Origin of the sequence: Pseudomonas sp. NPDC087342, assembly GCF_044744265.1 — a bacterium.
Lineage (GTDB): Bacteria > Pseudomonadota > Gammaproteobacteria > Pseudomonadales > Pseudomonadaceae > Aquipseudomonas > Aquipseudomonas nunensis.
The window spans coordinates 306,360-331,305 of record NZ_JBIUXZ010000004.1; the positions used below are offsets into that span (position 1 = coordinate 306,360).

The 24,946-nt window shown below is 60.3% G+C and carries 13 protein-coding genes; 9 read left to right on the forward strand and 4 right to left on the reverse strand.

The genetic code is table 11. The annotated features are described in order from the left end of the window. Positions 1-36 precede the first annotated feature (36 nt). Positions 37-1,560: a fumarate hydratase gene (locus ACIOYV_RS13770; RefSeq protein WP_054045073.1), complete on the reverse strand. Its 1,524-nt coding sequence runs from the start codon at positions 1,558-1,560 to the stop codon at positions 37-39. A gap of 551 nt (positions 1,561-2,111) precedes the next feature. On the opposite strand from ACIOYV_RS13770, the gene ACIOYV_RS13775 reads away from it, so the two are divergent. From ACIOYV_RS13775 to ACIOYV_RS13785, 3 genes are read left to right on the forward strand one after another with little or no spacing between them, the layout of a single operon-like run. After that, entirely contained in the window at positions 2,112-3,218 is a 1,107-nt protein-coding gene (locus ACIOYV_RS13775; protein WP_163912503.1) for a diguanylate cyclase, read from the forward strand. Next, entirely contained in the window at positions 3,211-4,146 is a 936-nt protein-coding gene (locus tag ACIOYV_RS13780; protein WP_401324341.1) for an iron-sulfur-binding ferredoxin reductase, read from the forward strand. Before ACIOYV_RS13775 ends, ACIOYV_RS13780 begins: the two co-directional genes overlap by 8 nt. 31 nt (positions 4,147-4,177) lie before the next feature. Beyond that, positions 4,178-4,927 carry an enoyl-CoA hydratase-related protein gene (locus ACIOYV_RS13785; RefSeq protein ID WP_401324343.1) on the forward strand — a complete coding sequence of 250 codons (750 nt, stop codon included), beginning with the start codon at positions 4,178-4,180 and terminating at the stop codon, positions 4,925-4,927. Between the two features lie 121 nt (positions 4,928-5,048). Here ACIOYV_RS13785 and ACIOYV_RS13790 read toward each other — a convergent pair whose 3' ends face one another. Then, positions 5,049-6,296, reverse strand: coding sequence for a hypothetical protein (locus tag ACIOYV_RS13790; RefSeq protein ID WP_401324345.1), 1,248 nt, complete (start codon positions 6,294-6,296; stop codon positions 5,049-5,051). Positions 6,297-6,465: 169 nt separating this feature from the next. Next, positions 6,466-7,917, reverse strand: coding sequence for a pyruvate kinase (gene pyk / locus ACIOYV_RS13795; RefSeq protein ID WP_054045066.1), 1,452 nt, complete (start codon positions 7,915-7,917; stop codon positions 6,466-6,468). 157 nt (positions 7,918-8,074) lie between these two features. Here pyk and ACIOYV_RS13800 point away from each other — a divergent pair, with 157 nt between their 5' ends. Continuing rightward, positions 8,075-8,461 carry a tol-pal system YbgF family protein gene (locus ACIOYV_RS13800; protein WP_054045064.1) on the forward strand — a complete coding sequence of 129 codons (387 nt, stop codon included), beginning with the start codon at positions 8,075-8,077 and terminating at the stop codon, positions 8,459-8,461. 248 nt (positions 8,462-8,709) lie between these two features. Next, positions 8,710-9,069: a PilZ domain-containing protein gene (locus ACIOYV_RS13805; RefSeq protein WP_163912508.1), complete on the forward strand. Its 360-nt coding sequence runs from the start codon at positions 8,710-8,712 to the stop codon at positions 9,067-9,069. A 148-nt stretch (positions 9,070-9,217) separates the two neighbouring features. Here ACIOYV_RS13805 and ACIOYV_RS13810 read toward each other — a convergent pair whose 3' ends face one another. Further along, positions 9,218-9,583, reverse strand: coding sequence for a DUF6124 family protein (locus tag ACIOYV_RS13810; RefSeq protein ID WP_401324347.1), 366 nt, complete (start codon positions 9,581-9,583; stop codon positions 9,218-9,220). A 454-nt stretch (positions 9,584-10,037) separates the two neighbouring features. Between ACIOYV_RS13810 and ACIOYV_RS13815 the strand changes: the two genes are divergently transcribed. The 4 genes from ACIOYV_RS13815 to ACIOYV_RS13830 are packed head-to-tail and all read left to right on the forward strand — an operon-like array spanning position 10,038 to position 24,944. Continuing rightward, entirely contained in the window at positions 10,038-13,115 is a 3,078-nt protein-coding gene (locus tag ACIOYV_RS13815; protein WP_401324348.1) for a hypothetical protein, read from the forward strand. After that, a complete protein-coding gene (locus ACIOYV_RS13820) occupies positions 13,112-16,729 on the forward strand; it encodes a Tc toxin subunit A (protein WP_401324350.1) in 3,618 nt (1,205 codons plus the stop codon). The genes ACIOYV_RS13815 and ACIOYV_RS13820 overlap by 4 nt, the downstream gene beginning before the upstream one ends. A gap of 60 nt (positions 16,730-16,789) precedes the next feature. Further along, the gene (locus ACIOYV_RS13825) at positions 16,790-20,917 is read left to right on the forward strand and encodes a neuraminidase-like domain-containing protein (protein WP_401324351.1); all 4,128 of its coding nucleotides are present in this window, start codon (positions 16,790-16,792) and stop codon (positions 20,915-20,917) included. Then, positions 20,910-24,944 (forward strand): hypothetical protein, encoded by a 4,035-nt coding sequence (locus ACIOYV_RS13830; protein ID WP_401324353.1) that lies wholly within the window; start codon positions 20,910-20,912, stop codon positions 24,942-24,944. The genes ACIOYV_RS13825 and ACIOYV_RS13830 overlap by 8 nt, the downstream gene beginning before the upstream one ends. The last annotated feature ends 2 nt before the right edge of the window (positions 24,945-24,946 follow it).

The window sequence follows — 24,946 nt, forward strand, 5'->3', positions numbered from 1 at the left end:
GGGAGATGACCCGGCCGTGTCTGGAAGGGGAAGCGCTTACTGCACTTCTACCGCCAGGCTTTCACTGATCTTTTGCTGCCAGATGGCAGGACCGGTGATGTGTACCGACTCGCCCTTGCTATCAACCGCAACGGTCACCGGCATGTCTTTCACGTCGAACTCGTAGATGGCTTCCATCCCCAGTTCGGCGAACGCCACGACGCGGGATTTCTTGATCGCTTGCGCTACCAGGTAAGCCGCACCGCCAACTGCCATCAGGTACACGGCTTTGTGGTCCTTGATCGCTTCGATTGCGGTCGGGCCGCGCTCGGATTTGCCGATCATGCCCAGCAGGCCGGTTTGTTCGAGGATCTGACGGGTGAACTTGTCCATCCGCGTCGCGGTGGTCGGACCGGCAGGCCCAACTACTTCTTCGCGCACCGGATCAACCGGGCCGACGTAGTAGATGAAGCGACCTTTCAGGTCCACCGGCAGGGTTTCACCCTTGTTCAGCATCTCGACCATGCGCTTGTGCGCGGCGTCGCGACCGGTGAGCATCTTGCCGTTGAGCAGGACAGTTTCGCCCGGCTTCCAGCTCTGCACGTCTTCCGGGGTCAGGGTGTCGAGGTTGACGCGACGGGCCGACGGGCCGGCTTCCCAGACGATTTCCGGGTAGGCGTCCAGCGGTGGCGCTTCCAGCGAGGCCGGGCCGGAACCGTCGAGCACGAAGTGCGCGTGACGGGTGGCGGCGCAGTTCGGGATCATGCACACCGGCAACGAAGCGGCGTGGGTCGGGTAATCCATGATCTTCACGTCGAGCACGGTGGTCAGGCCACCCAGGCCCTGGGCGCCGATGCCCAGTTGGTTGACCTTCTCGAACAGCTCCAGGCGCATCTCTTCGATACGGTTGGACGGGCCGCGCTTTTTCAGCTCGTGGATGTCGATGGATTCCATCAACACTTCCTTGGCCATCACCGCAGCTTTCTCGGCGGTGCCGCCGATGCCGATGCCGAGCATGCCCGGTGGGCACCAGCCGGCACCCATGGTCGGAACGGTCTTCAGAACCCAGTCGACGATCGAGTCGGACGGGTTGAGCATGGCCATTTTCGACTTGTTCTCGGAACCGCCGCCCTTCGCCGCCACGTCCACTTCCACGGTGTTACCCGGAACGATGGAGTAGTGGATCACGGCCGGGGTGTTGTCCTTGGTGTTTTTACGAGCGCCCGCCGGGTCGGCGAGGATCGAGGCACGCAGGACGTTTTCCGGCAGGTTGTAAGCCTGGCGCACGCCTTGGTTGATCATGTCGTCCAGGCTCATGGTGGCGCCATCCCAACGCACGTCCATGCCCACACGGACAAACACGGTAACGATGCCGGTGTCCTGGCAGATCGGGCGGTGGCCGGTGGCGCACATGCGCGAGTTGATCAGGATCTGCGCCATCGAGTCACGGGCCGCTGGCGATTCTTCGCGCAGGTAGGCTTCGTGCATCGCCTGGATGAAATCCACGGGGTGGTAATAAGAAATGAACTGCAGGGCGTCGGCAACGCTCTGAATCAGGTCGTCTTGCTTGATCACGGTCATGAGTCGCGCTCCTCTAAAAGACGGGAACATTCAATAAGGTGCTTGCAGCTTGGGTGCATCGGTCGGTTGCAAGCACCTTTACAAGGCACGCCGGGGCTGCTGGCGCGACGCTAAAAAGGCGCGGCAGTATAACGCGCCTCGGTTCCGGGCACACCCGCCGACAGTCAATCGTTGGTCGTATAGGGTGGGCGTTGACGGGATCGGGTTGCCATATCTGGGATCCACCCCTCACCCCAACCCTCTCCCCAGAGGGGAGAGGGTGAAAGGGGGCCGATCTTCATGCTGTTCAAACCTGAGTTCGACTGGATTTTCAGATCGATGTAGCTCTAAGAACAACTCGATCAGTCCCCTCGCCCCTTTGGGGAGAGGGTTAGGGAGAGGGGTCGATATCATGCTGTGAATACCTGCCCAGACATACAGAGGGCCATGCTTTTGACGCCATTTTTCCGCTCCAAAATTGAATGGTCATTTATCGGTCGCGCCACTAAAGTGGCAATCGGCCTGTAGAGTAGGATTCTCTTTCAGCCTCTTTTCCTTCGGTGAGTCATCGATTGACCCATAACGCCATCCAGCGCCTGTTGCTCAAACGTTTTGCCCTCGCGGCCGGCACCTATGCCCTGGCATTGCTGCTGCTGTGGCTGGCGTTTTTCACCGGTCACTACGATGTGCCCCTGGCCGGCGTTGCCGTCGGCAGTGCGTTGGTGGTCATCAGTCAGGCGGCGTTGTTCGCGGTGTTCTACAGCGGTTGCAACCTGCGTTTTGCCGACCCCAGCCTGACCGAAGTTCAGGTGTTGCTGGGCCTCGCTTGGCAAACCTGGCTGATCGCCCATCTGGACGAGGCCCGTGGCGCGTTTCTGGTCTTCTATATATTGATTCTGCTGTTCGGCCTGTTCCATCTGTCACGCCGTGCCTTTGTGCGGTGTGCGTTGCTGGTGTTCTTCAGTTTCAGCGCCATCACGCTGTGGGAGGGCTACCATTTCCAGTTGTCCGACCCGGCCCTGTCGTTGTTACAGGTGTGCGTGCTGTTTATCGTGCTGGTGTGGCTGGTGCTCTACGCGCGTTACGTCCAGGCCTCGCGCCAGCTTATGCGCCAGCGACGCTTTGCCTTGCAGGCCCACCAAGACACTCTGCGCGGGATGATGCGCCAGCTCGAAGACCTGGTTGCCACCGACGAACTCACCGGGCTGTTCAACCGCCGCCATTTCCTGCGCCTGGCCTCGCGCGAGCTCAACGCCATGGAACCTGGCGTGGTGCACGGCCTGGCGCTGATCGACCTTGATCACTTCAAACGCATCAACGATGTACACGGGCATGCCGCCGGCGATCAGGTGCTGCAAGCCTTCGCCGGGGTGGCCACGGCCTGCCTGCGCGAGGGCGATGTGTTGGCCCGTTACGGCGGCGAAGAATTCGTGGTGTTGCTGCCTTACTGTGACGCCGAACGCCTGACGTCCTGTTGCGAGCGACTGCGCATTGCCTTTACCGATGTCGAGTTGTTCGGCCTGGACGTGAGCAACCTCAGCCTGTCCGCCGGCATGACCTTGCTGGAGTTGGGCGACGACCTCGACGACGCCTTGCAACGTGCTGACCAGGCGCTGTACCGCGCCAAGCGCGATGGCCGTAATCGCTGCGCCGCCGCCTGGGAGAACGTCGATGCCTGAGTTGCGGGTCGGCGAACGCCAATGGTCGGTGGCGGCGGGCAGCAACCTGCTGGATGCCTTGAATCAGAACGGCGTGGCGGTGCCTTATAGCTGCCGCGCCGGTAGTTGCCATGCGTGCCTGGTGCAATGCGTGCAAGGCTTGCCCAACGACAGTCGCCCCGATGCCTTGAGTGCCGAACAGCGTCAGCAAGGCTGGCGTCTGGCCTGCCAGTGTTCGGTGGTCGAGGACTTGCAGGTGCACACTTTCGACCCGCAACGGGACGGAAGCCCGGCTGAAGTTGCCGCTGTCGACTGGCTCAGCGCCAACATATTGCGGCTGCGCCTGATCACCCAACGCCCGCTGCGCTACGGCGCCGGCCAGCATTTGGTGTTATGGGCTGGCAACGTGGCGCGGCCGTATTCCCTGGCCAGCCTGCCGGACGAAGACCGCTTCCTGGAGTTTCACCTCGATTGCCGCCAGCCCGGCGAATTCAGTGACGCAGCGCGCCAGTTGCAAATTGGCGATTCAATCCGCCTCGGCGAATTGCGCGGCGGTGCGCTGCATTACGACGCCGACTGGCACACCCGACCGTTGTGGCTGATGGCGGCCGGCACCGGTCTGGGCCCGTTGTTCGGTATCTTGCGCGAAGCCTTGCGCCAGGATCACCAGGGCGCTATCCGCGTCATTCACCTGGCCCATGACGCCAGCGAGCATTACCTGGCCAAACCCCTGCAAGCCATGGCCGTGGGCCGGGAAAACCTCACGGTCGAACTCTGGACACCGGCCGAGTTGCCGCAGGCGTTGGCGCAACTGCGGCTTGTCTCCCGGCAAACCCTGGCCTTACTCTGCGGTGCCCCCGACAGTGTCGACGCCTTTGCCAGGCGCCTGTACCTGGCGGGGCTGCCGCGCAATCAACTGCTGGCCGACGTGTTCCTGCCGCGTGGTTGAGCGCTGATCGTTTAACCACGCGAGATTGCCCATGACCGAAGCCATCCAACTTGAACGCGAGCGCGGTCTGCTGACGTTGCGCCTCAATCGCCCGGACAAGAAAAACGCCCTGACCCGCGCGATGTACAGCCGCTTGGCCGAAGCGCTGAAGCAGGCCGACAGCGACCCGGAAATCAATGCCGTGCTGATCACTGGCAGCAGCGAATGCTTCACCGCCGGCAACGACATCGCTGACTTCATCCAGCAACCACCGAGCAGCCTCGACAGCCCGGTGTTTCACTTCATGCTCAACCTGCTCGAATTCAGCAAACCGGTAATCGCCGCCGTGGCCGGTGCGGCGGTGGGGATTGGCACCACGCTGTTGCTGCATTGTGATCTGGTCTACGTCAGCCGCGATGCGCGGTTGCGCATGCCGTTCGTCAATCTCGGGTTATGCCCGGAGTTTGGCTCCAGCCTGATCCTGCCGCGTTTGCTCGGCCAAGCCAAAGCGGCGGAGTTGCTGTTACTCGGCGAAGGTTTCACGGGAGAACAAGCAGCGGCGTGGGGGATTGCCACCGAAGCGTTGGGCAGTGGCGAAGCGGCACTGGCCAAGGCGCGGGAGATGGCGTTGAAGTTTGAAGCGTTGCCGACCGAAGCGGTGCGCATCAGCAAGCAATTGATGAAAGCCCCGGATCGGGAATTGCTCCGCAAGGTCATCGAAGAAGAGGGCGCGTTGTTCACCCAGCGGCTGCGCTCGCCGGAAGCGATGGCGGCGTTGTCGGGGTTTATCAATCGGCATTGAATGTGCGGTGATGCGGCTGGCCTCTTCGCGGGCGAGCCTCGCTCCTACAGGGTTATGTGAACGCTGAAGATCCACTGTAGGAGCGAGGCTTGCCCGCGAAGACGGCAGCCCAGACAACACTTTATGCCAGGAACCGCCGAAACCACTGATGATGGATGAGCAGCAAACGCCCATCGGGTTGTACGGCTATCTTTCCGGAGTCCTGGAACGTCGGGGTGGTAGCGAAATAGTCTTCTTCACCAAACTCCTCATCACGATCACCGCTGAGGGTAAATCGCCCTAGGCTGATGTCCTCAATGACGGGCTCCGAAAAAGAGTTGGTGGCATAGCCCAGTACATTAAGGCGTTCTCGGGTCGCCACGGCATCTAACCATTGAATGCCTGCATACGGTACGGTGGTCAACACCGGGCCATGACCCTGATTGAAGTCCGGGTTGGTTTTTCCATCCACGGTAAAAGATCCCAGCACCGCAGGCGACTGCTCAATCGCTGGATAGCCGCCGGTCAGGTAAATGTTCTGGCGGGCGTCCTGAATGACCGCGCGAATATGCGTGCGCTTGCCTTCGATCACCAGCAGCGCATATCCCTGCTCGCCGAAGAGCTCGCGACCTTCGTTGCCATCGTCAAGTTGACCCTGTGCGTTGTAACGCGCGGCGAAACCGAAACTGCGCTCTCGCGGGTCAGCGGTACCACCGACGACGATTTTGAAATCGCCCGGGCTGCCGGTGACGTTCTGCACAAGGATGCCGTAGATGTCGACATTGGCTGTCGGGCCGCTGACATCCACGAAACCCTGGGTGCCAAACGAATCGTCCAGGTGACCTTCGCGAGTGAGACGGGCCAGTCGCGTGTCGTTATCGCTTGAGATCGCCACCAGGATCTTGCCATCCGGCTGCGGGGCACTGGTGACATGGCCAAACGGGTGACCGCTGTCCATGTCCTTGAACCGGATGACGGTGCGACCTTCAGTGCCAAAATCGAGGTCGGGTTCACCATTGGCGTTGAAGCGTGCGAGGCCGACGAAATGCCGAAAATTGCTGCCCAGTGGCATGCAATCGCCAATCACCAGAATCCTGCCATCCGCGATCAGGTGAATCTGTTCGGGAATGTTGCGGTCAGCGTTGCTTTGAAATTGCCAGGTCGCATAGCCGGATCCATCGCCACCGAACGCGAGGTTGGGGCCGCCGTGACCCAGGCGTTTGGTCAAGACGAAGTCGGACCCCTTGTGCAAGGCGACGAAGCTGCTGTCGTTACTGCCAGTGCTAACGGCGCTGGTTTGCCAGTCGCTGTCGCCGGCGGGGTTCAGGTCGACGACGCCATTTTCACCAAATGAACGATCGGGTTTACCAGCGGTGTTATTGGGGCTCATGGTCCTGCTCCTTCTCTCGAGATCCGTATTCAGCGCCCCGGCCCGGGGCCCGTCTACTGTCAAACCTGACAGTAGACAGGCTCCCGATTTCGCGATTTTCCCGAATCGCGGACGAAAAAAAGCCCCGCCATTCACATGGCGGGGCTTTTGCGTTTCAGCGGTCTGTCACTCAGACCATCGGGTCGCCAACGTGCAGGATTTTCATGCCGTTGGTGCCGCCGATGGTGTGGTAGCTGTCGCCCTTGGTCAGGATGACCCAGTCGCCTTGCTCGACTACGCCGCGCTTGAGCAACTCGTCCACTGCGGCCTGGCTGACTTGCTCAGGCGGCAGCGATGCCGGGTCGAACGGTACGGTGTAGACGCCACGGAACATGGCCGCGCGGGCCTGGGTTTCGCGGTGCGGGGAGAACGCGTAGATCGGCACCGAGGAACGGATGCGCGACATGATCAGCGGCGTGTAGCCACTTTCGGTCAAGGCGATGATCGCCTTCACGCCCGGGAAGTGGTTGGCGGTGTACATGGCCGCGAGGGCGATGGACTGATCGCAGCTTTCGAAGACCTTGCCGATACGGTGGCTGGAGGTCTTGCTGGTCGGGTGCTTTTCAGCGCCGACGCAGATACGCGCCATCGCTTGCACGGCTTCCAGCGGGTACAGGCCGGCAGCACTTTCGGCCGAGAGCATCACGGCGTCGGTGTAGTCGAGCACGGCGTTGGCCACGTCAGAGACTTCGGCGCGGGTCGGCATCGGGTTCTGGATCATCGACTCCATCATCTGGGTCGCGACGATTACAGCTTTGTTATGGCGGCGTGCGTGCAGAATGATTTTCTTCTGGATGCCCACCAGCTCGGCGTCGCCGATTTCCACGCCCAGGTCACCACGGGCAACCATCACCGCATCGGACGCCTTGATCAGCGCATCGAGGGTGTCGTCGTCGGCCACGGCTTCGGCGCGTTCAATCTTCGCCACCAGCCAGGCAGTACCGCCGGCCTCGTCGCGCAGTTGACGGGCGTATTCCATGTCGGCGGCGTCGCGCGGGAAGGACACGGCGAGGTAGTCGACTTCCATCTCGGCGGCGAGCTTGATGTCGGCCTTGTCTTTTTCAGTCAGGGCTGGAGCGGTCAGGCCACCGCCGCGACGGTTGATGCCTTTGTGGTCCGACAGCGGACCGCCGATCAGTACGGTGCAATTCAGTTCGGTGGCGGTGGCGGTATCGACGCGCATGACCACGCGGCCGTCGTCGAGCAGCAGCTCGTCGCCTACGCCGCAGTCCTTGACCAGGTCCGGGTAGTCGATGCCGACCACTTGCTGGTTGCCTTCGGTCAGCGGATGGCTGGTGGAGAAGGTGAACTGGTCACCGATCTTCAGCTCGATCTTCTTGCCGGCGAATTTGGCGATACGGATTTTCGGACCTTGCAGGTCGCCCAGCAGGGCAACGAAGCGGCCGTGCTTTGCGGCGAGGTCACGCACCAGCTTCGCGCGAGCCTTGTGCTCGTCGGGGGTGCCGTGGGAGAAGTTCAGGCGGGCGACGTCCAGGCCAGCCAGAATCAGCTGTTCGAGAACTTCCGGCGAGTTACTGGCCGGGCCAAGGGTAGCGACGATTTTGGTGCGACGGACGGACATGCATAGACTCCTGAGTTCAAGCGCTGAGTGAGGCTACTATGCTCTCTGGTTGTAGTCATTGTTCATGTGCACTACTTATTCGTTTCTTTCTTTAAACGAACATTCCTGAAGATTTCCGCCAACGGGTCGATACAGAGCTCAAGACAGGAGAACCCCCATGCGATTCGTGCTCATTGCCGCCCTTGCCATCAGTGCCCTCAGTGTCACGGGCTGCACCCGTTGGTCGATGAACCATCATTTGAATAACGCCTACAGCGCCTATGACCGGGGCAATTGCGAGCAGGTGATGCTCGAACTGTCCAAGGTCGATCGCGCCAGCCGTGCCCGGCCTTATGTGCGACCGGAAGTGTCGATGATGCGCGGTCAGTGCCTGGAACGGCAGAAGCTGTTTATCGACGCTGCGCAAACCTACCAGTACATCATCGCGTCGTACCCGCAAAGTGAATACGCCTACCGTGCCCGTGCGCGGCTGGAGACTTTGGAGTCGCTGGGCCACTATCCGACTCGTAGCGCAGCAGCGGTGGTGCGGCCGACTCGCTTCTGATGATAGATCTCATACAAAGTCTGCCTGGCTGTATAGGGTGAGCTATAGTCGAATAAACCGGTTTTAGAGCCTTGCCTTTAAACCGACGTAACACCTGCGACTGGCAGCGGTAGACGTGGCGGCGGCTTGCATGGACTGTCACACCGGAAGCGGGGAGAGCGTGCCCATCCTGCCTGTATAAAGAGCAGAAGGCCCGTTCCGAAGCATTAGTGCGGCTCTGCTTAAGAGCCTTGCGTAGCGAATTCAGCATGTTTACCGACCGCCGGATCGAGCGGCATCAACTGCCGTATTTTCTGAAAGTGTTCAACAGCGTCACCGACAAACCCATTGGTTTTCTGGGCAATGTTTCAGAAGACGGGATGATGCTCATCAGCCAGTTGCCGATGATGATTGGCGCTGACTTCGATTTGCGCCTGAAAATCCCCGCCGGTGATGGCTGCATGCAGGTCATCGACTTGCGGGCCCGTTGTTTGTGGTGCCATGAAGACGCGACCCCTCACCACTACGACGCCGGGTTCAGCCTGCAACGGGCACCGCCGGAGTATGGGCAACTGGTGAGTGCATTGCGCCAATACTTCAGTTTCCAGCCGTTGCCTGCTTCGGCCTGAGGGGTGTGGTGTTGCTACTATTGCCATCGCGAGCAAGCTCGCTCCCACAGTGGTTTGTGTTGATCACAACCTGTGTGACCAGCCCCGATCCCCTGTGGGAGCGAGCTTGCTCGCGATGGCGTCAGTAGAAACAACTCAAATCTAAAGGCTAGACCCCAGTTACCGCCGGCTCACTCGCAAGCGTCTTCTCCACCAGCAACAACCCCATCTCACTCAACTGATAAATCGCCATCGCCAGGTGCCGTGGCTTGTCTTCCAGGCTTTCGGCCAGGTCGAGCAGCAGGATGTTGACCGAAGAAAAGGTTTCGTAGGTCTGGATGGTAATGGCCTGGGGATTGGCTTTGGGGGAGACGGTGAACATCTGCATGGCTCGATCCTTTGGCGCGTGCAAGTGGTGAGAATTGGGTTTGAGGTAGTGATCGAGGGCGCGGTCGGCCGCCTCGCGGAATTTCTTTGCATCGAGGGTGGCCGAAAACGAGTCCGTTTTCGGCGGATTGGGTGTTGCTTTGAACATAGTTGTGACCTCTGGATAGAGCTGCCACCGACTCGCGACTAAACGAAGGGTGGCGGCTGTACACAGGTTAGTCGACCGGGAGGTTCACGAAAACCGGCGCGCCCGAGGGCGCCCTGTGCACAGCCACCATAACGTTCAGGAAGGGGGATAGGGACATCCCGACCGTCTGGTGGAACAAGTGCAATTTCCATGAACCTCCCGGGCGACTAAACCCGATCGCTGCCAATCAGCGACACGGATCAAGTTACGGGGCAGGCCAAAAGTGCACAAGCCGGCCGATTCTGGCGTAGCTGTAGGCAATGGCGCAAGGCTTTGTAGGCCTCAAAAAGCGTGGGAAAAATCCGTAGGACCATTCGTCTGAACTGTCAGTTTTTACAGGTATCGGAGCAGGCAATACCCGGATTTAAATGGCTTCAACGAAAAGGCAAACAAGCCCACGTTGGAGAGCCTGAAAATGTCGGACCAACCAGACGAGGCCGAGCCGCCAGTCGAACAGTTAGCTGAAACGGATCCCCAGCTTCGGCCACTAAAGAATCCCGTGACCGGACGCGCCATTGCTCAAGAGTTATTTCTGGTCGTCGGGCCTGACGGACAAAGCGATGGCGACCGTTCTGTGGAGGTGCACTATTACAGTGTGCGGCACGGGTTTATGTTCAGCCAGACAGCAGACATCACCAAAAAACCGTTTGAGGTGAGCGTTAGACAGCTCCTGCCTGAAGGTGAGTGCTACATCCACTACAGGTATCGCACCAGCGTCTGGTCTTACTGGTATTACTCCGGGCGGTTTTACGTGATGTGGCCGGCACGCATTACCCCACCCAGTAGTTCCATCAGCTATGACCCCAACCCCGTTCTTTCAGGCAGTGGCCAGCCGGGCACGTATGTCCAGTTATATCGGCTCAGGTCCAGTGGTGAGGTGGACACCGTTATAAGCACTGACATGTTGATCCCCCCGAACGGGGGATGGAGTTTACGAGTCAATTTCAATTTACTGGAGGGCGATAATCGGATAGTGGCCTGGCAGTGGGTCCTCGGAACTCAGTACGGGTTGATGAGCGCAGAAACAACAATTGTGTACTTTCGCAGGCCCGTCATCACTGCACCGACGGCCAACCAGATCGTCGCCAGTCATCAAATCGTCTTCAAAGGCACAGGGCATCCAACATCGACAATCACTGTGGTCAACGCAGCTAACCACTATGACGCAATCAGCGAAAGCACGACTGTCGCTGCAAGCCGGGCATGGGAAGCCCGCGCCAAAGCATCACCGCTGCGATCCAGCGGTGTCTTGACGGTCGAGGCGCAGTACCAGATGACGGGTGTGCCCCATGGTTATTCACCTGCGCTGACGTTCAAAGTGTTAGGTATTCCCACGCTGACCACCGCTGCCAGTGAACAGGAAACGACCTTTAATCTGACTGGCGCCAATGGTTTATCGGGTTCCATTGTTAACATCTACATTGACCGCAGCACCACGAAGGTGGGGCAAAGCGGTGTGCTTACCGGTGCGACCTGGTCGGGGACGGTCACTCTACCGCCGGGTCCTGCGGGATTGGTAGCCGAGCAAAGTCAGGCGGGCGTGACTTCCGAGCGAAGCGCCCCGATCCTGTTCAAGATCCGCCCGCAAAAACTCACTACCGTCACTGTGACTCCTCTGCCCAATCAACAGGTGAGGCTTTCCGGTAACGGCTTCAACGGGGCCACCGTCGAGTTCTCCTACGTCAGCGGACCAGGCTCACCACCCGTGCCGCCCGCGCCAGTCGCAACCGGGAACTGGCAGACCACTGTCACGAACTGGACCCCGGGTAGTTATACCTTCTCGGCCACCCAAAAAGTGTCCGACGGCGCCGGTGGCTGGATCTCTTCGCTGCCGTATCAGTTCACCTTCACCTGGGCGATGCCCGATCCGACCGATGTGACATATTCCGTGGCGGACTACACGCCCACGTTTTCCGGCAACGGCTACACCGGCGCTACCGTGCTGATCAAAAAGCAGGGCGGGGCCGAGGCTGCACCGGATGCCACGGTGGTGAACGGTCGATGGTCGAGCAAATCTGCACAGGTGTGGGGGCCGACGCTCAAGCAACTGGTCCACTTGAAGCAACGACTGGGCGGGCAGGAATCGGCGAACTGGGTCGAGATTTCAGTGACCATCACGCCACTCGCGCCCGTCATCACCAGTCTGGTGGACAACGAGATGTCGCCCACGCTCTCGGGAACTTGTTGGCCGGGGGCGGAGGTCAATCTGGTCTTCAGCGATAACGCTACCGTCAACAGAGCGGTCGTGACCAATGGCACCTGGACCTATAGACGCACAACGCCGTTTGCCGCGGATGTCGTGCACACGGTGACCGTGACCCAGACCGCTGCCACCCTGAAATCGCCGCCCACGCAACGGACCTTCTCGGTTTTCAAAACGCTGCATCAACCGGTGATTACACCGCCGCCTGCCCCCGAAGTGGGAAGGGATTTGACGGTGCGGGGCACCCAGGGTGTCGCCGGGGCGACGATGCAACTGCGCGACGCACAATTTCAGTTGCCCCTGGGGCCGGCCAAACCGTTGACCCGTGACGGTGACTGGGACATCGCCCTGGCAGGGCTGGAGTTCCGCGAGTACACCATTGACGCGCAACAGACACTCGGTGTCCAGGCGTCCGAGCGCAGTGACATGCACACGTTCAAAGTGGTCGTGCTGCCACCGGATATCCAGGTGCCGGCACCGGGCGGTGACCTGCCGCGCACGGCGACGATCTCGGGCACCGGCATGCCGGGCGCCGTGGTGGATGTCTGGCTGCAAGGGCAGGCGCAGCCCGTGCTTAGCGGCTTGCCGGTGCGCAGCGACGGGCATTGGGAAGGCAATGTGACTCTGGATATTGGCCACCAGACCCTTTGGGCCACACAAATCTTCGACAACAAACTCTCCAGGGACAGCCCGCCCCAGACCGTTCGCGTGGTGCCCGCCGCGCCGTATATCGAAACCCCGGCCGCTAACGAATTGGTCGGACGGCGCACGGTGGTGTCCGGGTTCGGCTATCCGGGCGACCGGGTGGCGGTGGCGTTTGCCCATACACCGCTGGAAGAGCTGGCACGCGGCCTGGTGCTGGACGATCGCACCTGGTCGGTTGTCGTGAACCTGACTCATTCAAGCGGCAATACCGCGTTGATCGCCGTGCAGTGGCGCCAGGCGTTCAACTCCGGCGCATCAGCGCGCCGGGAAATCCAGCTCGGCACCTATCTGCCAGGGATCACTGCCCCCGCGCCAGGGCAATGGGTGACTCATCCGGTGGGGTTCGCAGGCACAGGGCTGTCGGGTTCAGGCAGCGTGTCGAGCTGGTTCAACCCGGACCTGAAGTGGCAGGTAAACATTGGGGTGCCTGGCGGCCGCTGGCAAGGCACGGCGAATACGCCACTGCCCCAGGGCGGGAATTGGGTCAGGTTTCAGCAAACTATCGTTGACTCGCCCAGGCCCACCACGCCCTCGGACTCGGTCGAAAGCGAACGTTTCGAAGTCGCACAAGGAGACAGGCCATGACGGACTCCAGGGTTTCACCCTCTCTGCAACTGTTTGAGCAGGTGTTCAGTGAAGAAGACCAGCGCGAAAAATATGCTGACTTGAATGCCTACCTCGAAGCGGGCGGGTCGGTGTTCCCGTTGGTGGAGAAGGGCGTGACGGGGTTGGTGCGCGATTTTGGCCTGAGTGTCAGTGATGCCCAGGCGTACCTGGGGCGGGCCAACGCCTTGGCGATCCATGTGCGGCGCCAGTTTATCGAGCAGCGCCTGGCAGGCGAAAACACCCCGTCGTGGCAACCCGCGAGCGGGCTGTTGTCTCTGGTCCCGGGACCGAGTTACGGCAGGCTATTCCCCAACGACTTCGAATCGAAGTGCCCGCCGGATGCCCTGGAGTCCTGGTTCTCTCCCGTCGCCTACCTGATCGAATTGCTGCGGTGGATTCCAACGCGCATCGAGCCTGTGGGCGACACGACAAAAAAACCATTGATGGCGCGGCGTACCGACCTTGCCCAGTTGGTCATCGACTACAACGCGGTGCATCAGGCGGTGTCCTCGGTGGACATCATCGTGCCGGTGCTGGAAACCTTTATCAAAGCGCACGCCAGCCACATCACGGACCTCGAAGACGCGATGATCCAGGCCCGCTACCCCAACGGGCTGCCCTATTACCAGAGTTGGGCAACAATCGATTTTGTCGCCGGGAAAAATGGCTTGTCGGTTGGCGATTTCGCGCATCAGGCGGACCTCTCTTTTCCGTATTTTCTGCAACCCAATGCCTGGGCCAGTCATGCCGGGCGGGCGCTGCTGCATGCGTCCCGGTTGGGGCCTTATCAACGGCAAATGTTGACTGAGGCGCTGTGGTCCAGCGAGAACACTGTTGAAAGAACACTGTTTTACCAACGCAGCTTCGGCACCAATGACATCTCTTGGCAAAACCTGAATCAGGTGCCGTTTTTTTGTGAACGGACCAAACTCGACACCTTGGGGCTTGAAGCGTTGTTGTCGATTCAAAGCTTTGCGCCGGTACGTTCGGCCAATTTCCGTCCTTCAGGCAACCCACCGGCGGCGCCAGCGAATGGTCTGGATTCAGGTTCGGTTTACCTCAATGGCGGCGGGGCAACGCCCATCGATATTCTTATTCCCGAGGGTGGAGGGGCGATCACTCACCGGTTGACGGAGGATGTGAACAAACCCGTCCGCTACGACCGCATGAATCGCAAGCTGCGCCTGGACAACTGGCTGCAACAGCCACCGGAGCAGGTGGATGCGTTGCTGATGGCGGCCATCCGGGCCGAAGGCACGGCGCCTGGGCTGTTGATATCGGAAAACACCGTGCAGGCCTTGGGCCTGTTTCAATTGTTGCGCGAGCACCATGGCTGTATGGCCGAGGACTTCGCGGCGTTTATTGGCAATATGTCTGTTTATGGTCGCGGCGAAGAGCTGTCGCAGTTTGATCGCGTCTTTAACGCCCAAGGGGACATTCGCGAGCCGTTGCGGCTGGATGACGGCGAATTTGCCGCACTGCCGCCGGCGGGTCAGCCATCGCTGACCATCAGTCAGCTCTGTAATGGCCTGAGCATCGACCTGCGCACCTACCAATATCTGGCGCTGGCGATTACTCAAGCCCACGGACGTACCGATATGTTGGCGCGTACGCCGTCGATCATCTCGAGTTTCTTCCGGTTGGTGAAACTCTCCAGGCTGTTGCAGATCACCCCGGCTGAAGGGGTTCTGATGTTGCTGCTATTGGGCGGCGAGCCCTGGCTCAATGCCCTGGCCGGAACGCCAACAATCAATAAGGACCCGGTCCAGGGCCCGCCCGATGTGCTGAACATTATCGTGGCCCTGCAGGCGTGTGTGGCGTGGTGCAAGGGGAGTGATTTGCCGGTGCTGTGGATGTTGCAGCAAGTGGCGCCGCCGGTGGGTACGGCCGCCGCTTCCGCCGATGATTTGCAGTTGTTCGGCCAGGTGCGCAATTTGATTTCTGGCGCGCTGTTTTCCAACGCCCTGTTGCTCGCGGCGACTGTACCGCCGCTGGCGGGCGGTCTCGACTGGCTGGATCTGCTGGGTTCTGTGGTGGACAGCGATGGTTTGGTGTTGAGTCCGCAGGGGATCATCGAGGCCGAGTATCCGGCGTTTGCCCGCCTGCGACTGGAGATCGCGGTCAGGGATGGCCTGGGAGACGGCGATGCGGTGGAACAGGCTGCCATCGTCGAAAAAATGCTCGCAGTGCTGTTGCAGGCCCGGGGGGTGCAGGCTTCGGTGGTCAAGGAGAGCGTGGCGGTGTACGCGGGCCTTGAGTCGGGCCTGGTGCCTGCGGTACTCGAGTGGTCGAATCTCTCGGTTCATCAATTGCTGCGTCAGGTACTTGACCGCACGGAGGGCCTCGAGACCGCCACTTTGCACCAGCCACCCGAGGACGACGCTGATCCTTTGCTCATTCTGTTGGCCGATTTGCGCAGGCGCAGTGCGGTGGTCGTGGAACTGGAATTGAGTGCCGACCTGCTCAGGGACTATCTGGACTATGGCTACAAGGCCTGGCTAGGGCAGGAAGATAAATACGCGTTTACGTTGAGCACGCTGTATTACCTGACGGTTCTTACCCGGGCATTTGCGATGAGCGACCAGGCGCAATCCAGGTTGCTGGACTATCTGCGCGAGGTCCACGTTTTGCCGGACCCCCTCGGCGGTGATGCCACGGAGCTGGCGCGACGGGTGTCGGCCATTCGCCTGGCGGCTTTTTTTGGCTGGAGCGTTCAGGACGTTCGCGAGTGCGCCAGCCGGGTCGACGATCAGCAGATCATCCGCAACCTGCGGCACTTGGATCTGCTGATGCGCGTCCGGGTGCTGGCGAAGCGCAGCGGTATGGATGCCCAGACCATTTTCATGCTGGGCACGCTTCCCGGGAGCCTGAATAAACCCGTCTATGACGAGGCTGCCCGGCATGCGTTGCTGAGTCTGTCGGACGTTGCTGCGCCGCTGATTGCCACCCCGGACGACGCTCAGGAACAGACGGTGAAACTGACCTGTGTCGTGGACAACTCCCAGGTAGTGGCGGGCAAGGCCGACGAGAAAGCCACTTTCACGGTGACCCTCACCGACCTTGGGAACAATCCGTTGAGCGGGGTCAAGGTGTACTGGCAAGCCAGCCTGGGTCGTGTTGAAACGGTCGCTACCGGGGTTAATGGCGTGGCGAGGGCGGAGTATCGCCCCGGCAAGGTCATGGGCACGGATACGCCACTCTTCTGGCTGGACCTGCACGAGAAACATCACGCTCCGCGCATTGAAGTCATCGCCGATTACACATCGCTGGAATTTCCGGCCGGGTACAAGTCACCGGTGCCGCTGGGCACGGTGCCGGTAGGTCAAGAAGTCGAGCTCTACGCCATGCTCAAGGACCGCTACAACAATTATGGCCAAGGCATGCTCGTGACCTGGAACAGTTCGCCGGTGGGCGGTTCCCCCGCGCAGCCGATGCTGATTATTCGGCCCGGCTCGACTTTCACCGACCGGGAAGGCTACTCCCGGGTGTTTGTTTCAAGCCCCACGGGCGGAACATTTGTGGTCAGTGCGTTGAGCCAGGCCAGCGAAAATCAAACCACGTTTGAGCGCATCACCTTTGCTCAACCTGATTGAAAACCGACGACGGGCAGGCGCGCGTGTGCGCCACCGGTTCATTGCGCAGGAGAACGGGTCATGGATAGTAAGCAGATTGCGGGTTTGCTTGAACAGCGTCGTACGGCGCTGGTCGAGTTTTGCATCGGGCAAGTCAAAAAGACCGGGGCCAATCCCGAATTCGACTTCCTGAGAACCCCGGCGGATTTGTTCGAACTGCTGCGCATGGACCCGCTGGACAGTTACCCGGTACAGAGCTCCTGGGTTGCCGAAGCGACCGGTTGTGCCCAACAGTTCATTCATGCGGCCTATCGCAAGCTCGAGCCGGGTTATGAGACGAAGCAATTCCCGACACGGGATCTGGAGGACTGGGAGCTTTACAGCAATTACCCCGATTGGGCGGCGGTGCAGCAGATCACCCTTTACCCGGAAAAATTCATGCTCCCCGAGGTGCGGCAGCGCAAGACCAGCCTGTTCAAAGCCCTGGAGAACAATCTGAATCAAACCCGGTTGAGCACGGATTCGGTGCAACTGGCGTTGCAGGAGTACCTGCAAGCCTTAGAGCAGACCTGCAACCTGGACGTGATCAGTGGCTACATCGACGGTGCTTCGGCGGCCAGCGCGGATTATTACTTTATCGGCCGGCAGCGGGTGGCGCCGTATCAATACTTCTGGCGCAAGGCCGAGGTTGAACTGGAAGCCACCAGTGATGCCATCAACCCGGCGGCGTGGGGTGAATGGCAAGCGATCGAGGTGCCGGTCGCCGAACAGGTGCTGGATGCCCGGCCAGTGTTCTGGGGCGGGCGTTTATGCCTGGTCTGGGCCGAGTGGCGTCCAGAGGTGAAAAGTAAAGACGGGGGTGAATATGCGCCGAATCAACTGGTGATCAATCTGGCATTCATGATGCAGAACGGTCACTGGTCGGCACCGTTTGTCCTGCACAAGTCCGAGCCCGCGAATGATGTTTCCCAAGGAGCCCGGCTGATCGCGACGGTGTGGGTGGATGCGGATCATCCCAAGGGCAAATTGGGGGTGTTGCTGACCAACCGTGCGCCTGTCGGTGAAGCCGCACCCGCCAACCCGGTCGATGTTTACCTGTGGCGCAATGTGCTGCTGCGCACGCTTGAATCGGACGGCTTTGTTCTGGAAGCTTTGGCCAGTTTTCGTTTTGTCAGCCGCGATACCTTGCAACATCCGCTGCTGCATCAGAGCCCTCTGACTATCGTGGAGGCGACCGACCCGCCCGGTAACCTGACCGCTTACTACTCGTTTCAGGCTGTGGTGCTGCGCAATCCGGACGGGCAGGATGTTCTCGTCGTCAGGGGTGGGTGTGACAAGAACACCGTGGCTAACACGCCTCCTCAGCGGGATTTCGATCTGACGATGGCCAGTCCGTCTGGGGGCGACCCTGCCCCAATCAAAGAAAACCGGCCCACCAGGGGAGACTGGCACACTGCTTTGATGGGGGTGAAACGGCCCGCCGGTTCATTTACCACCGCCACGTCCTTCACGTTCGGGGAAACCACGGCCGCCGGTGCCGGACGCAAAAAATACGTGGTAACGGCGCCAGCTTTGCAATCCTTTGCCGCGCCGCGGCTGGAGAAACCCGAAGCCAATGATGCGCAGTTTCTGGCGCTCAACCAGCCAGGGTTCACGCTCAAACACGTACGCCTCAACTCGTTGTTCGGACCTGAACTGGTGCAGCGCGGCAACATTTCCATCGATGCGGTGCTGGATTGGGAGACTCAGTTTCTCAAGGAGCCGAACCCGGCCTCGGACCCTATCGAAGAAGAAAACGGCCCGTTTGACGGCGCCAATGGTCTGTTTTTCTGGGAGATGTTTTTTCATCTGCCCCATTTGGTGGCGTCCCGTCTTCGCGCCGAAGATCGTTATCTGGAAGCCCAGAAATGGTTGCACTACCTGTTTGATCCCCTGGCACTGCCAGATTCGACCACCACACCGGCCAAACCGCTTTACTGGCGTTGCGGGCCATTGCGGCCGCGCCTCGACGATACATTCGCCAACCCGGGCTATGAGGCGCTTGCACCGACCGATCCGGATGCCATCGGCTATTCGGCGCCGGTCCATTTGCGCAAGTGCATCTTTATCGAATACGTCAACAACCTGATTGCCTGGGGTGACTGGTATTACCGCCAACTGACACGCGACAGCCTGGCGGCGGCGAAGTTGTGTTACGTCCAGGCCGAATTCCTGATGGGCAAGGCGCCGTCGTTCAACGCGGTCAACCGTTGGCAGACGACCACAGTCGCAGACCTGCTGCACCAGGCTTCCTCGCGCCCGGAGCTGGAGGCTTTCGAGCAAAACCTGGTCGTCGACCTGGGCAAACTGCCGGTCAAGGCCAAGCAGCCGCCCTTGCTCGGTCTGTTGGCCAACGAGCCTTTTGTCCAGCCGATCAACGAACAGTTGCTCGCCATGTTCGAGCTGCCCGGCAGGCGTTTGTACAACCTGCGCAATAACCTGACCCTCGATGGCAAGCCGCTGCAAATCCCGCTATTCAGCCCGCCAACGGACCCCAATCAATTGTTGCGCGATCAGTTGGCCGGGGGTGTCGGTTCGCCCCGGCCAATGGGCGGGCAATTGTACGTTGGGGCCTTTCGCTGGTCGGTGTTTCACGACGCGGCGATGGGTGCCGTGCAGACGTTGCAGGAATACGGCAATCAGGTGCTGAGGCTGCTTGAGCAACGGGACCGTGCCGAAATGGAGGAGATGCAGCAAAACCATTTGGTGGAGCTTGGTGCATATGCGCAAAGCGCGCAGGAACAGGCGATTGCCCAGCTGGAGGCGAATGTGACCGCGCTGGGGCAGAGCCGGACGCTGGCGCAAGAACGGGCAGCGGCCTATGCGGCACGCTATGACGAAAATATCACCGCCGTTGAATACGACGTCATGGACACGCTGCAGTTGGCCAAACAGATGAGCATCTCGGCCAAGGCGATCAAGGGGGCCGGCGCGGTGATTGCTTCGCTGCCGAATATTTTCGGCATGGCCAACGGGGGACATCGCGGGGAAAAACTGGCCGATGCCATCGTCTACGGCCTGGACCTCGGTGCCGATCTGCTGCAAATGGACGCGGAAAAAAAGGCGACCACCGAAGCCTACCGCCGTCGGCGCGAGGACTGGGGCTTGCAACGGGATCAGGCGCTGGCGGAAGTGCGTGCGATCGATGAGCAAATCACCGCGCAGAGCCATGCGGTGACCGCCGCCAAAACCAACCTGGAACAAACGCTGAAGGCCAACAGCCAGACATTGAAGCTGTACAACTTCATGAAGAAGCGCTTTACCAACGCCGAACTGTTCGGCTGGCTGCTGGGCCAGGCCAAGGCGCTGCACTATCAAGCGTATGACGCGGTGGTCAGTTTGTGCCTCAGCGCCCAAGCGTCATTGAGTGCAGAAACCGGTGACTATGACTCGCAACTGCCGTTGCCGCAGGTCTGGCAGGACAACCGTCATGGCCTGATGTCGGGGAATCACTGGCATGCCTATTTGACGCGCATGAAGAGTGAATACCTGCAACGTTTTGAACGACGCCTGGAGTTGATCAGGACGATCTCGCTGCGCCAACTCTTCGATGACCCTGTCGATCCGCAGCTCGGTTTCAGTAGTTGGCAATCTGCCGTGATCGAGCTTCAGCAAAAGGGCAGCCTGGAGTTCCGGTTCACGCAGTTGCTGTTTGATCGCGACTATCCCGGACACTACTGCCGGCAGATCAGCGCGATAGACGTCTATTGCCCGGTGGTGGCGGGGCCGTTCGAAAATGTCAAAGCCACGTTGCTGCAAATCACCAGCATGACCGCCACCAGGCCGTCGGCGCGTTCGGTGGAATATTTGCACCAGCCCGATGGAGCTGTAGCCCCGGTCGATGTGCAGTTCAACCTGCGCAGTGGCCAGCAGATCGGCTTGTCGGTGGGCATTGCCGACGCGGGCATGACGGCCCGCAAACCCGACGAAGGTTTGCTCAACCCCTTTGAATGCACCGGGGCGGTTTCGCGCTGGACGCTCAATTGCCCATGGCCGGGCAAGGCACCGCAACAGGCCATGCTGGCATCGCTGACGGACGTCATCGTGGAGGTTCGCTACACCAGCAAGGTGGGTGATCAGACCTTCAGGCGCAAAGTCGAAGAGCTGGTCAATGCGGCTGAATCACGCGCACAACTGCGCATCGACAAAGGAGCAGGCGATCATGCGTGAGCCCGTCATTCTGGCCAATGAGAGCCTGCTGCGTAACGGTGATTTCCTCGAGCAATTCGATGACTGGGTCAGGGGCCCGGTCAACAGGAATTGGCTCAGTATCAACGTCGATTGGTACGAGGGGGAGCGAATCCCGTACCTGACCGCCCAGAAGGGGGCGTCGGTCAGCCAGGACATGAAAGTGCCCACGGCGCTACGGGCCGAAGCCTGTTATTTCCTGAGTTTCCTCTGCGAGACACGGCACAGCGAGCCGGGCCGGATGGTCGTCGCGCTGCTCGGCAGCCCGGATGAACAGGTGATTCTGCTGCCGCGTGGCAATGCCCGTGATCCGGTGGCGGATCAGGCGCGTCTGGACGCGGGACTGCCGCTGGATCTCATCCCCACCCACTATCGGGAGGAACTGACGTTACCCCTCAAGAAGGACGACGTGATTCGCGTCAGCGTGTTCAGCCCCGCCAATCAGCCCGGTGACGATTCATCGCAGATTTGCATCACCGCGATCAGGATCGATGTGTATCTGGAGCCTTTGGTGCTGCAACAGCTGACACTCGATGACGAGGTTTTGCCACCTGATCGCGTGCTGTATGTGTGCCAAGGGGCGGTGGATATTGACGCCCACCGGTTTGACTTTATCGCGCAACCGGGTAACCCATGGGGCGATACCCAGGCCGCATTGACCAGTGACGACAACCCGGACGGCAGGATTGTCGCGACACCGGAATGGGGGGTTAACAAACTGCCGGGTCAGGCCTGGAGCCTCAATTGCCCGGTGACCGTCAGTGACCAGCCAATGAGTTTCTCCATGAGCCTGGTCAATCAATTCACCGCTGAACCTTACCCGGTCAGCGTGTCGTTCGGGCATCACCGGCTGGTGTTTCGTGACCTGCTGGAAGCCGCTTACTTTCCGGTACTTGAACGCTCCCAGAGCGTGCGGCTCGGGGTCCGGGTGGCGTCGTATTACACCGGACAGTTCCTCGACGGGCGAACCGTGAACTGGACCCTTGAAGGTCAGGGCGTATTGGGGGCCGTGCTGACCGATGAGCAGGGTTGGGCGTATTGGGATTTTCAGCCGGCGACGGCTGGCCTGCACTCGATCACGGCCTCGGTCGAGAGCCTGTATTACGCCGCAGGGCAGATCACCCAAACGCTGACCGTTAAGGTACTGGCGACGGATCCGTGGAAAGGAGTGCTTGCGGTCATCGAGGGCAGTGAAGCGCCCTGGAACGAAAAAACCGGTTACCCCAATCGTGGCTCTGATTATCCGGTCCGGCTGAAGCTGCCGGTTGACAGCCCATTGTGTGGCACAGATCTGTCGTTGCACTGGGAAGGCGATTCGCCGGACCGGTTCGGGGTGCGTGTCAGTCCGGAACTTGAACAGTGGGTGCCGGTGGTGGGTGTCGAGCTTGAGTGGATACTCAGTTGCGAAGATCGTCTGGATGGCAAATTCGAGCTCGTGTTGGGTTGTTCGAAGCTATTGCATACTTCCAGTGGCAAGCCGATGTCGCTGGCGCGCAACCTGGTCAAGATCGGGAAAGTGCGTGAAGCGAACAAGTCACCGATCGTCGATGAACAGGAAAGTGTGCTGCTCAGGGTGCAAGTGGTGCATGTGCTGGTCAGCGACAACGGTGATCCGGTCGTTAATGCACTGGTTGAGTGGGAGGGACCCAACGGTACGGTTTCGACCGTATCCGGTGCCGGCGGCTGGGCCAGCGTGCTGGATACGCCGCGCCAGGCCGGCAATTACACGGTTACGGCCAGGGTCAGGGCCCATGAACACATGCAACCGGTCGAACACCCGTTTGCGGTGACCGCGGTGGCGACCAGCCAGTGGAAAGGGCAGGCGACGTTTCAGCTGGACAACGTCGAGGTCGATCTGGCCGTGGTCGGGGTGGCTTGTCAGCGTGGCACGTCGCACGTCTTTCGAGTGACGCCGACGGCCGGCAGCCCGATCCAGGGCAAACCCATGACGTTGGCTTTCAGCGCTCAAGAGCCGGGCCTGGGGCTGACCATCGGTACGCCAACGGCCACTGCGGCCGGTGGCTGGGAATGGCCCATCCGTTCGGTGGCCGGCACCAGTAGCAGCGGGTTGTTCGAGTGGCTGCTGAGCAGCACCGGGCTGGCGCAAACCCGTTCACTGTCGGGGCGCCTGTTGTCCCAGGACCTCGCCGATGAAGCGCGGATGGTCCTTGATCAGATTTCGGCACTGATCGGCGGCCAGACCTTTTATCCGTGTCTGGGCGCGCATCATCGCTTGAACATCTTGCCCAACGCGCTGAGTCCGTTGGTTGGCCTGTCGGCACGATTGAAATGGTCGGGGATTTCGGCGGGTGAGCTCAATGCCACCGTCGAGCCCGAACTGACTGTCGCGCAGGTCATCGACGACGGGGGCGCTCGGTGGAACCTGGATTTCACCGCCAGTGATAAACGTGGCCAATTCGCGCTGGCGCTGGAATTACCCCAGCTCAACAGGTCGACTGAGGCCAGCGCCATGGACCTGGGCGATCACAAACTCACGATCACGGCAATGCGCGAGTCGGCGGTGACCCCGGTCGTGTCCCAGGACAGCGCCTGGATGTGGTTGCAGGTGTTCTCGGCGGTGACCGGCAAACCGGTCGGCCAGGTGCCGGTGACCTGGACCACGGGGATGACCCCGGCGCAACGGCTGACCGATGCCGAGGGTTGGTCCGGATTTGCCCTGGCCCCGACCGTTGCCCAGCCCCATGAGGTAGAGGCATGTGTGTTGAGCCCCTATGACGATTTTGTCGAGACCCGCAGCATGACCGTCAACGTGCTGCCGAGCGATCCGTGGCAAGACCTGAGGGTCAAATTTGACGGCCAGCCCGCGCAACCTTGGGGTACCAGGACATACTTCCCGCGACGCAAGGGCGAACACCGCATCGAGGTGCTGGTTGAACAGGACAGTCCGCTTTTCGATCATGACCTGACGCTCGGTATGACGGGAACCGGCCCGACGGCCCTGGGCTTGATGTTTTCCAATGCGACCCTTGGCGTGCCTCGCTGGTTTTCCTCGGAGGGCCTGGTCTATGACTTCAAGTGCGATGACCTGCGCGACGGCAGTTTTGCATTGCGCCTGGCCGCGACGAAGTTATCGCGGCTGTCACCGGCCAATGCCTTCTCGTTGGGCGTGGGTTCGCAGGTGTTGAAAATCAGCTTTGTCGGCAGTGCGCTACAGACGCTCGACTGGGGGCAGGTATTGTATGAGCGGGTGACCGTGGTTTCAGCCATCAGCGGCAGGCCGGTAGTGGGGCAGACAGTGACGTGGAATATTCCGGGGCAGGACGTCGTCGAAAGCCGGACCGATTTTTATGGTGTGGCCAAGCTGCGGTTCAAACCGAAGACCGCCGGGGCCGGGGTGTTGACGGCAAAGGTGGGGGATGAGTTGTACTCGGAATCGGTGTCACTGACCTACCAGGTCAACGAGCCACGCGAGGTCAAATCCCTGACCAGCGCCAGTGCCAGCGGTTATCCGGGGGAAGAGGTCGAGGCCCAGGTGGTCATCGTGTCGGCCCTCACCGGACAACCCCTCAGTGCCGTCGAGGTGATGTGGGAGTATGAAGGTGCAAGGCTTGCCCCTACGTCCACCGATGCCGAGGGCAGGGCCATCGTGCGCTTCAGGCTTGGGGAGCCGGGGGACACGCTGTTGAGTGTGGCGGTACGTGGTGGGGAGGTTGGTTGGGATGGGGCATCGTTGTTGTTCAGGGTGGACCCTGCGCCAGCGGAGCTGGCCAGGTTTTCATCGATCACCGCCAATAAAAATCCGGTCGACAAATTCGAGTGGATGCGGGTGACGGCGAAAGTCGAGTCGATACGGGATCAGCGGCCATTGCAGGGAATCACTGTGTTTTGTTCGATTGATAATGGCAGCGAGGTGCAGCGTGTCACGAACGATCAGGGGGAGATTTCTCTGGAAAACAGTTTCCTTACCCCTGGGGACGTGTATTTCTCCCTCAGAATCCAAAACTATAACGGTGCAGTGCATGGGCAGTACTTACTGGTTGTCCAGTAGAA

What these genes read in the sequence shown, in the direction of transcription:
- ACIOYV_RS13770 (WP_054045073.1), bottom strand. Translation starts at nt 1,560, where the DNA reads ATGACCGTGATCAAGCAAGACGACCTGATTCAGAGCGTTGCCGACGCC.
- ACIOYV_RS13780 (WP_401324341.1), top strand. Translation starts at nt 3,211, where the DNA reads ATGCCTGAGTTGCGGGTCGGCGAACGCCAATGGTCGGTGGCGGCGGGC.
- ACIOYV_RS13785 (WP_401324343.1), top strand. Translation starts at nt 4,178, where the DNA reads ATGACCGAAGCCATCCAACTTGAACGCGAGCGCGGTCTGCTGACGTTG.
- ACIOYV_RS13790 (WP_401324345.1), bottom strand. Translation starts at nt 6,296, where the DNA reads ATGAGCCCCAATAACACCGCTGGTAAACCCGATCGTTCATTTGGTGAA.
- pyk (WP_054045066.1), bottom strand. Translation starts at nt 7,917, where the DNA reads ATGTCCGTCCGTCGCACCAAAATCGTCGCTACCCTTGGCCCGGCCAGT.
- ACIOYV_RS13800 (WP_054045064.1), top strand. Translation starts at nt 8,075, where the DNA reads ATGCGATTCGTGCTCATTGCCGCCCTTGCCATCAGTGCCCTCAGTGTC.
- ACIOYV_RS13805 (WP_163912508.1), top strand. Translation starts at nt 8,710, where the DNA reads ATGTTTACCGACCGCCGGATCGAGCGGCATCAACTGCCGTATTTTCTG.
- ACIOYV_RS13810 (WP_401324347.1), bottom strand. Translation starts at nt 9,583, where the DNA reads ATGTTCAAAGCAACACCCAATCCGCCGAAAACGGACTCGTTTTCGGCC.
- ACIOYV_RS13815 (WP_401324348.1), top strand. Translation starts at nt 10,038, where the DNA reads ATGTCGGACCAACCAGACGAGGCCGAGCCGCCAGTCGAACAGTTAGCT.
- ACIOYV_RS13820 (WP_401324350.1), top strand. Translation starts at nt 13,112, where the DNA reads ATGACGGACTCCAGGGTTTCACCCTCTCTGCAACTGTTTGAGCAGGTG.
- ACIOYV_RS13825 (WP_401324351.1), top strand. Translation starts at nt 16,790, where the DNA reads ATGGATAGTAAGCAGATTGCGGGTTTGCTTGAACAGCGTCGTACGGCG.
- ACIOYV_RS13830 (WP_401324353.1), top strand. Translation starts at nt 20,910, where the DNA reads ATGCGTGAGCCCGTCATTCTGGCCAATGAGAGCCTGCTGCGTAACGGT.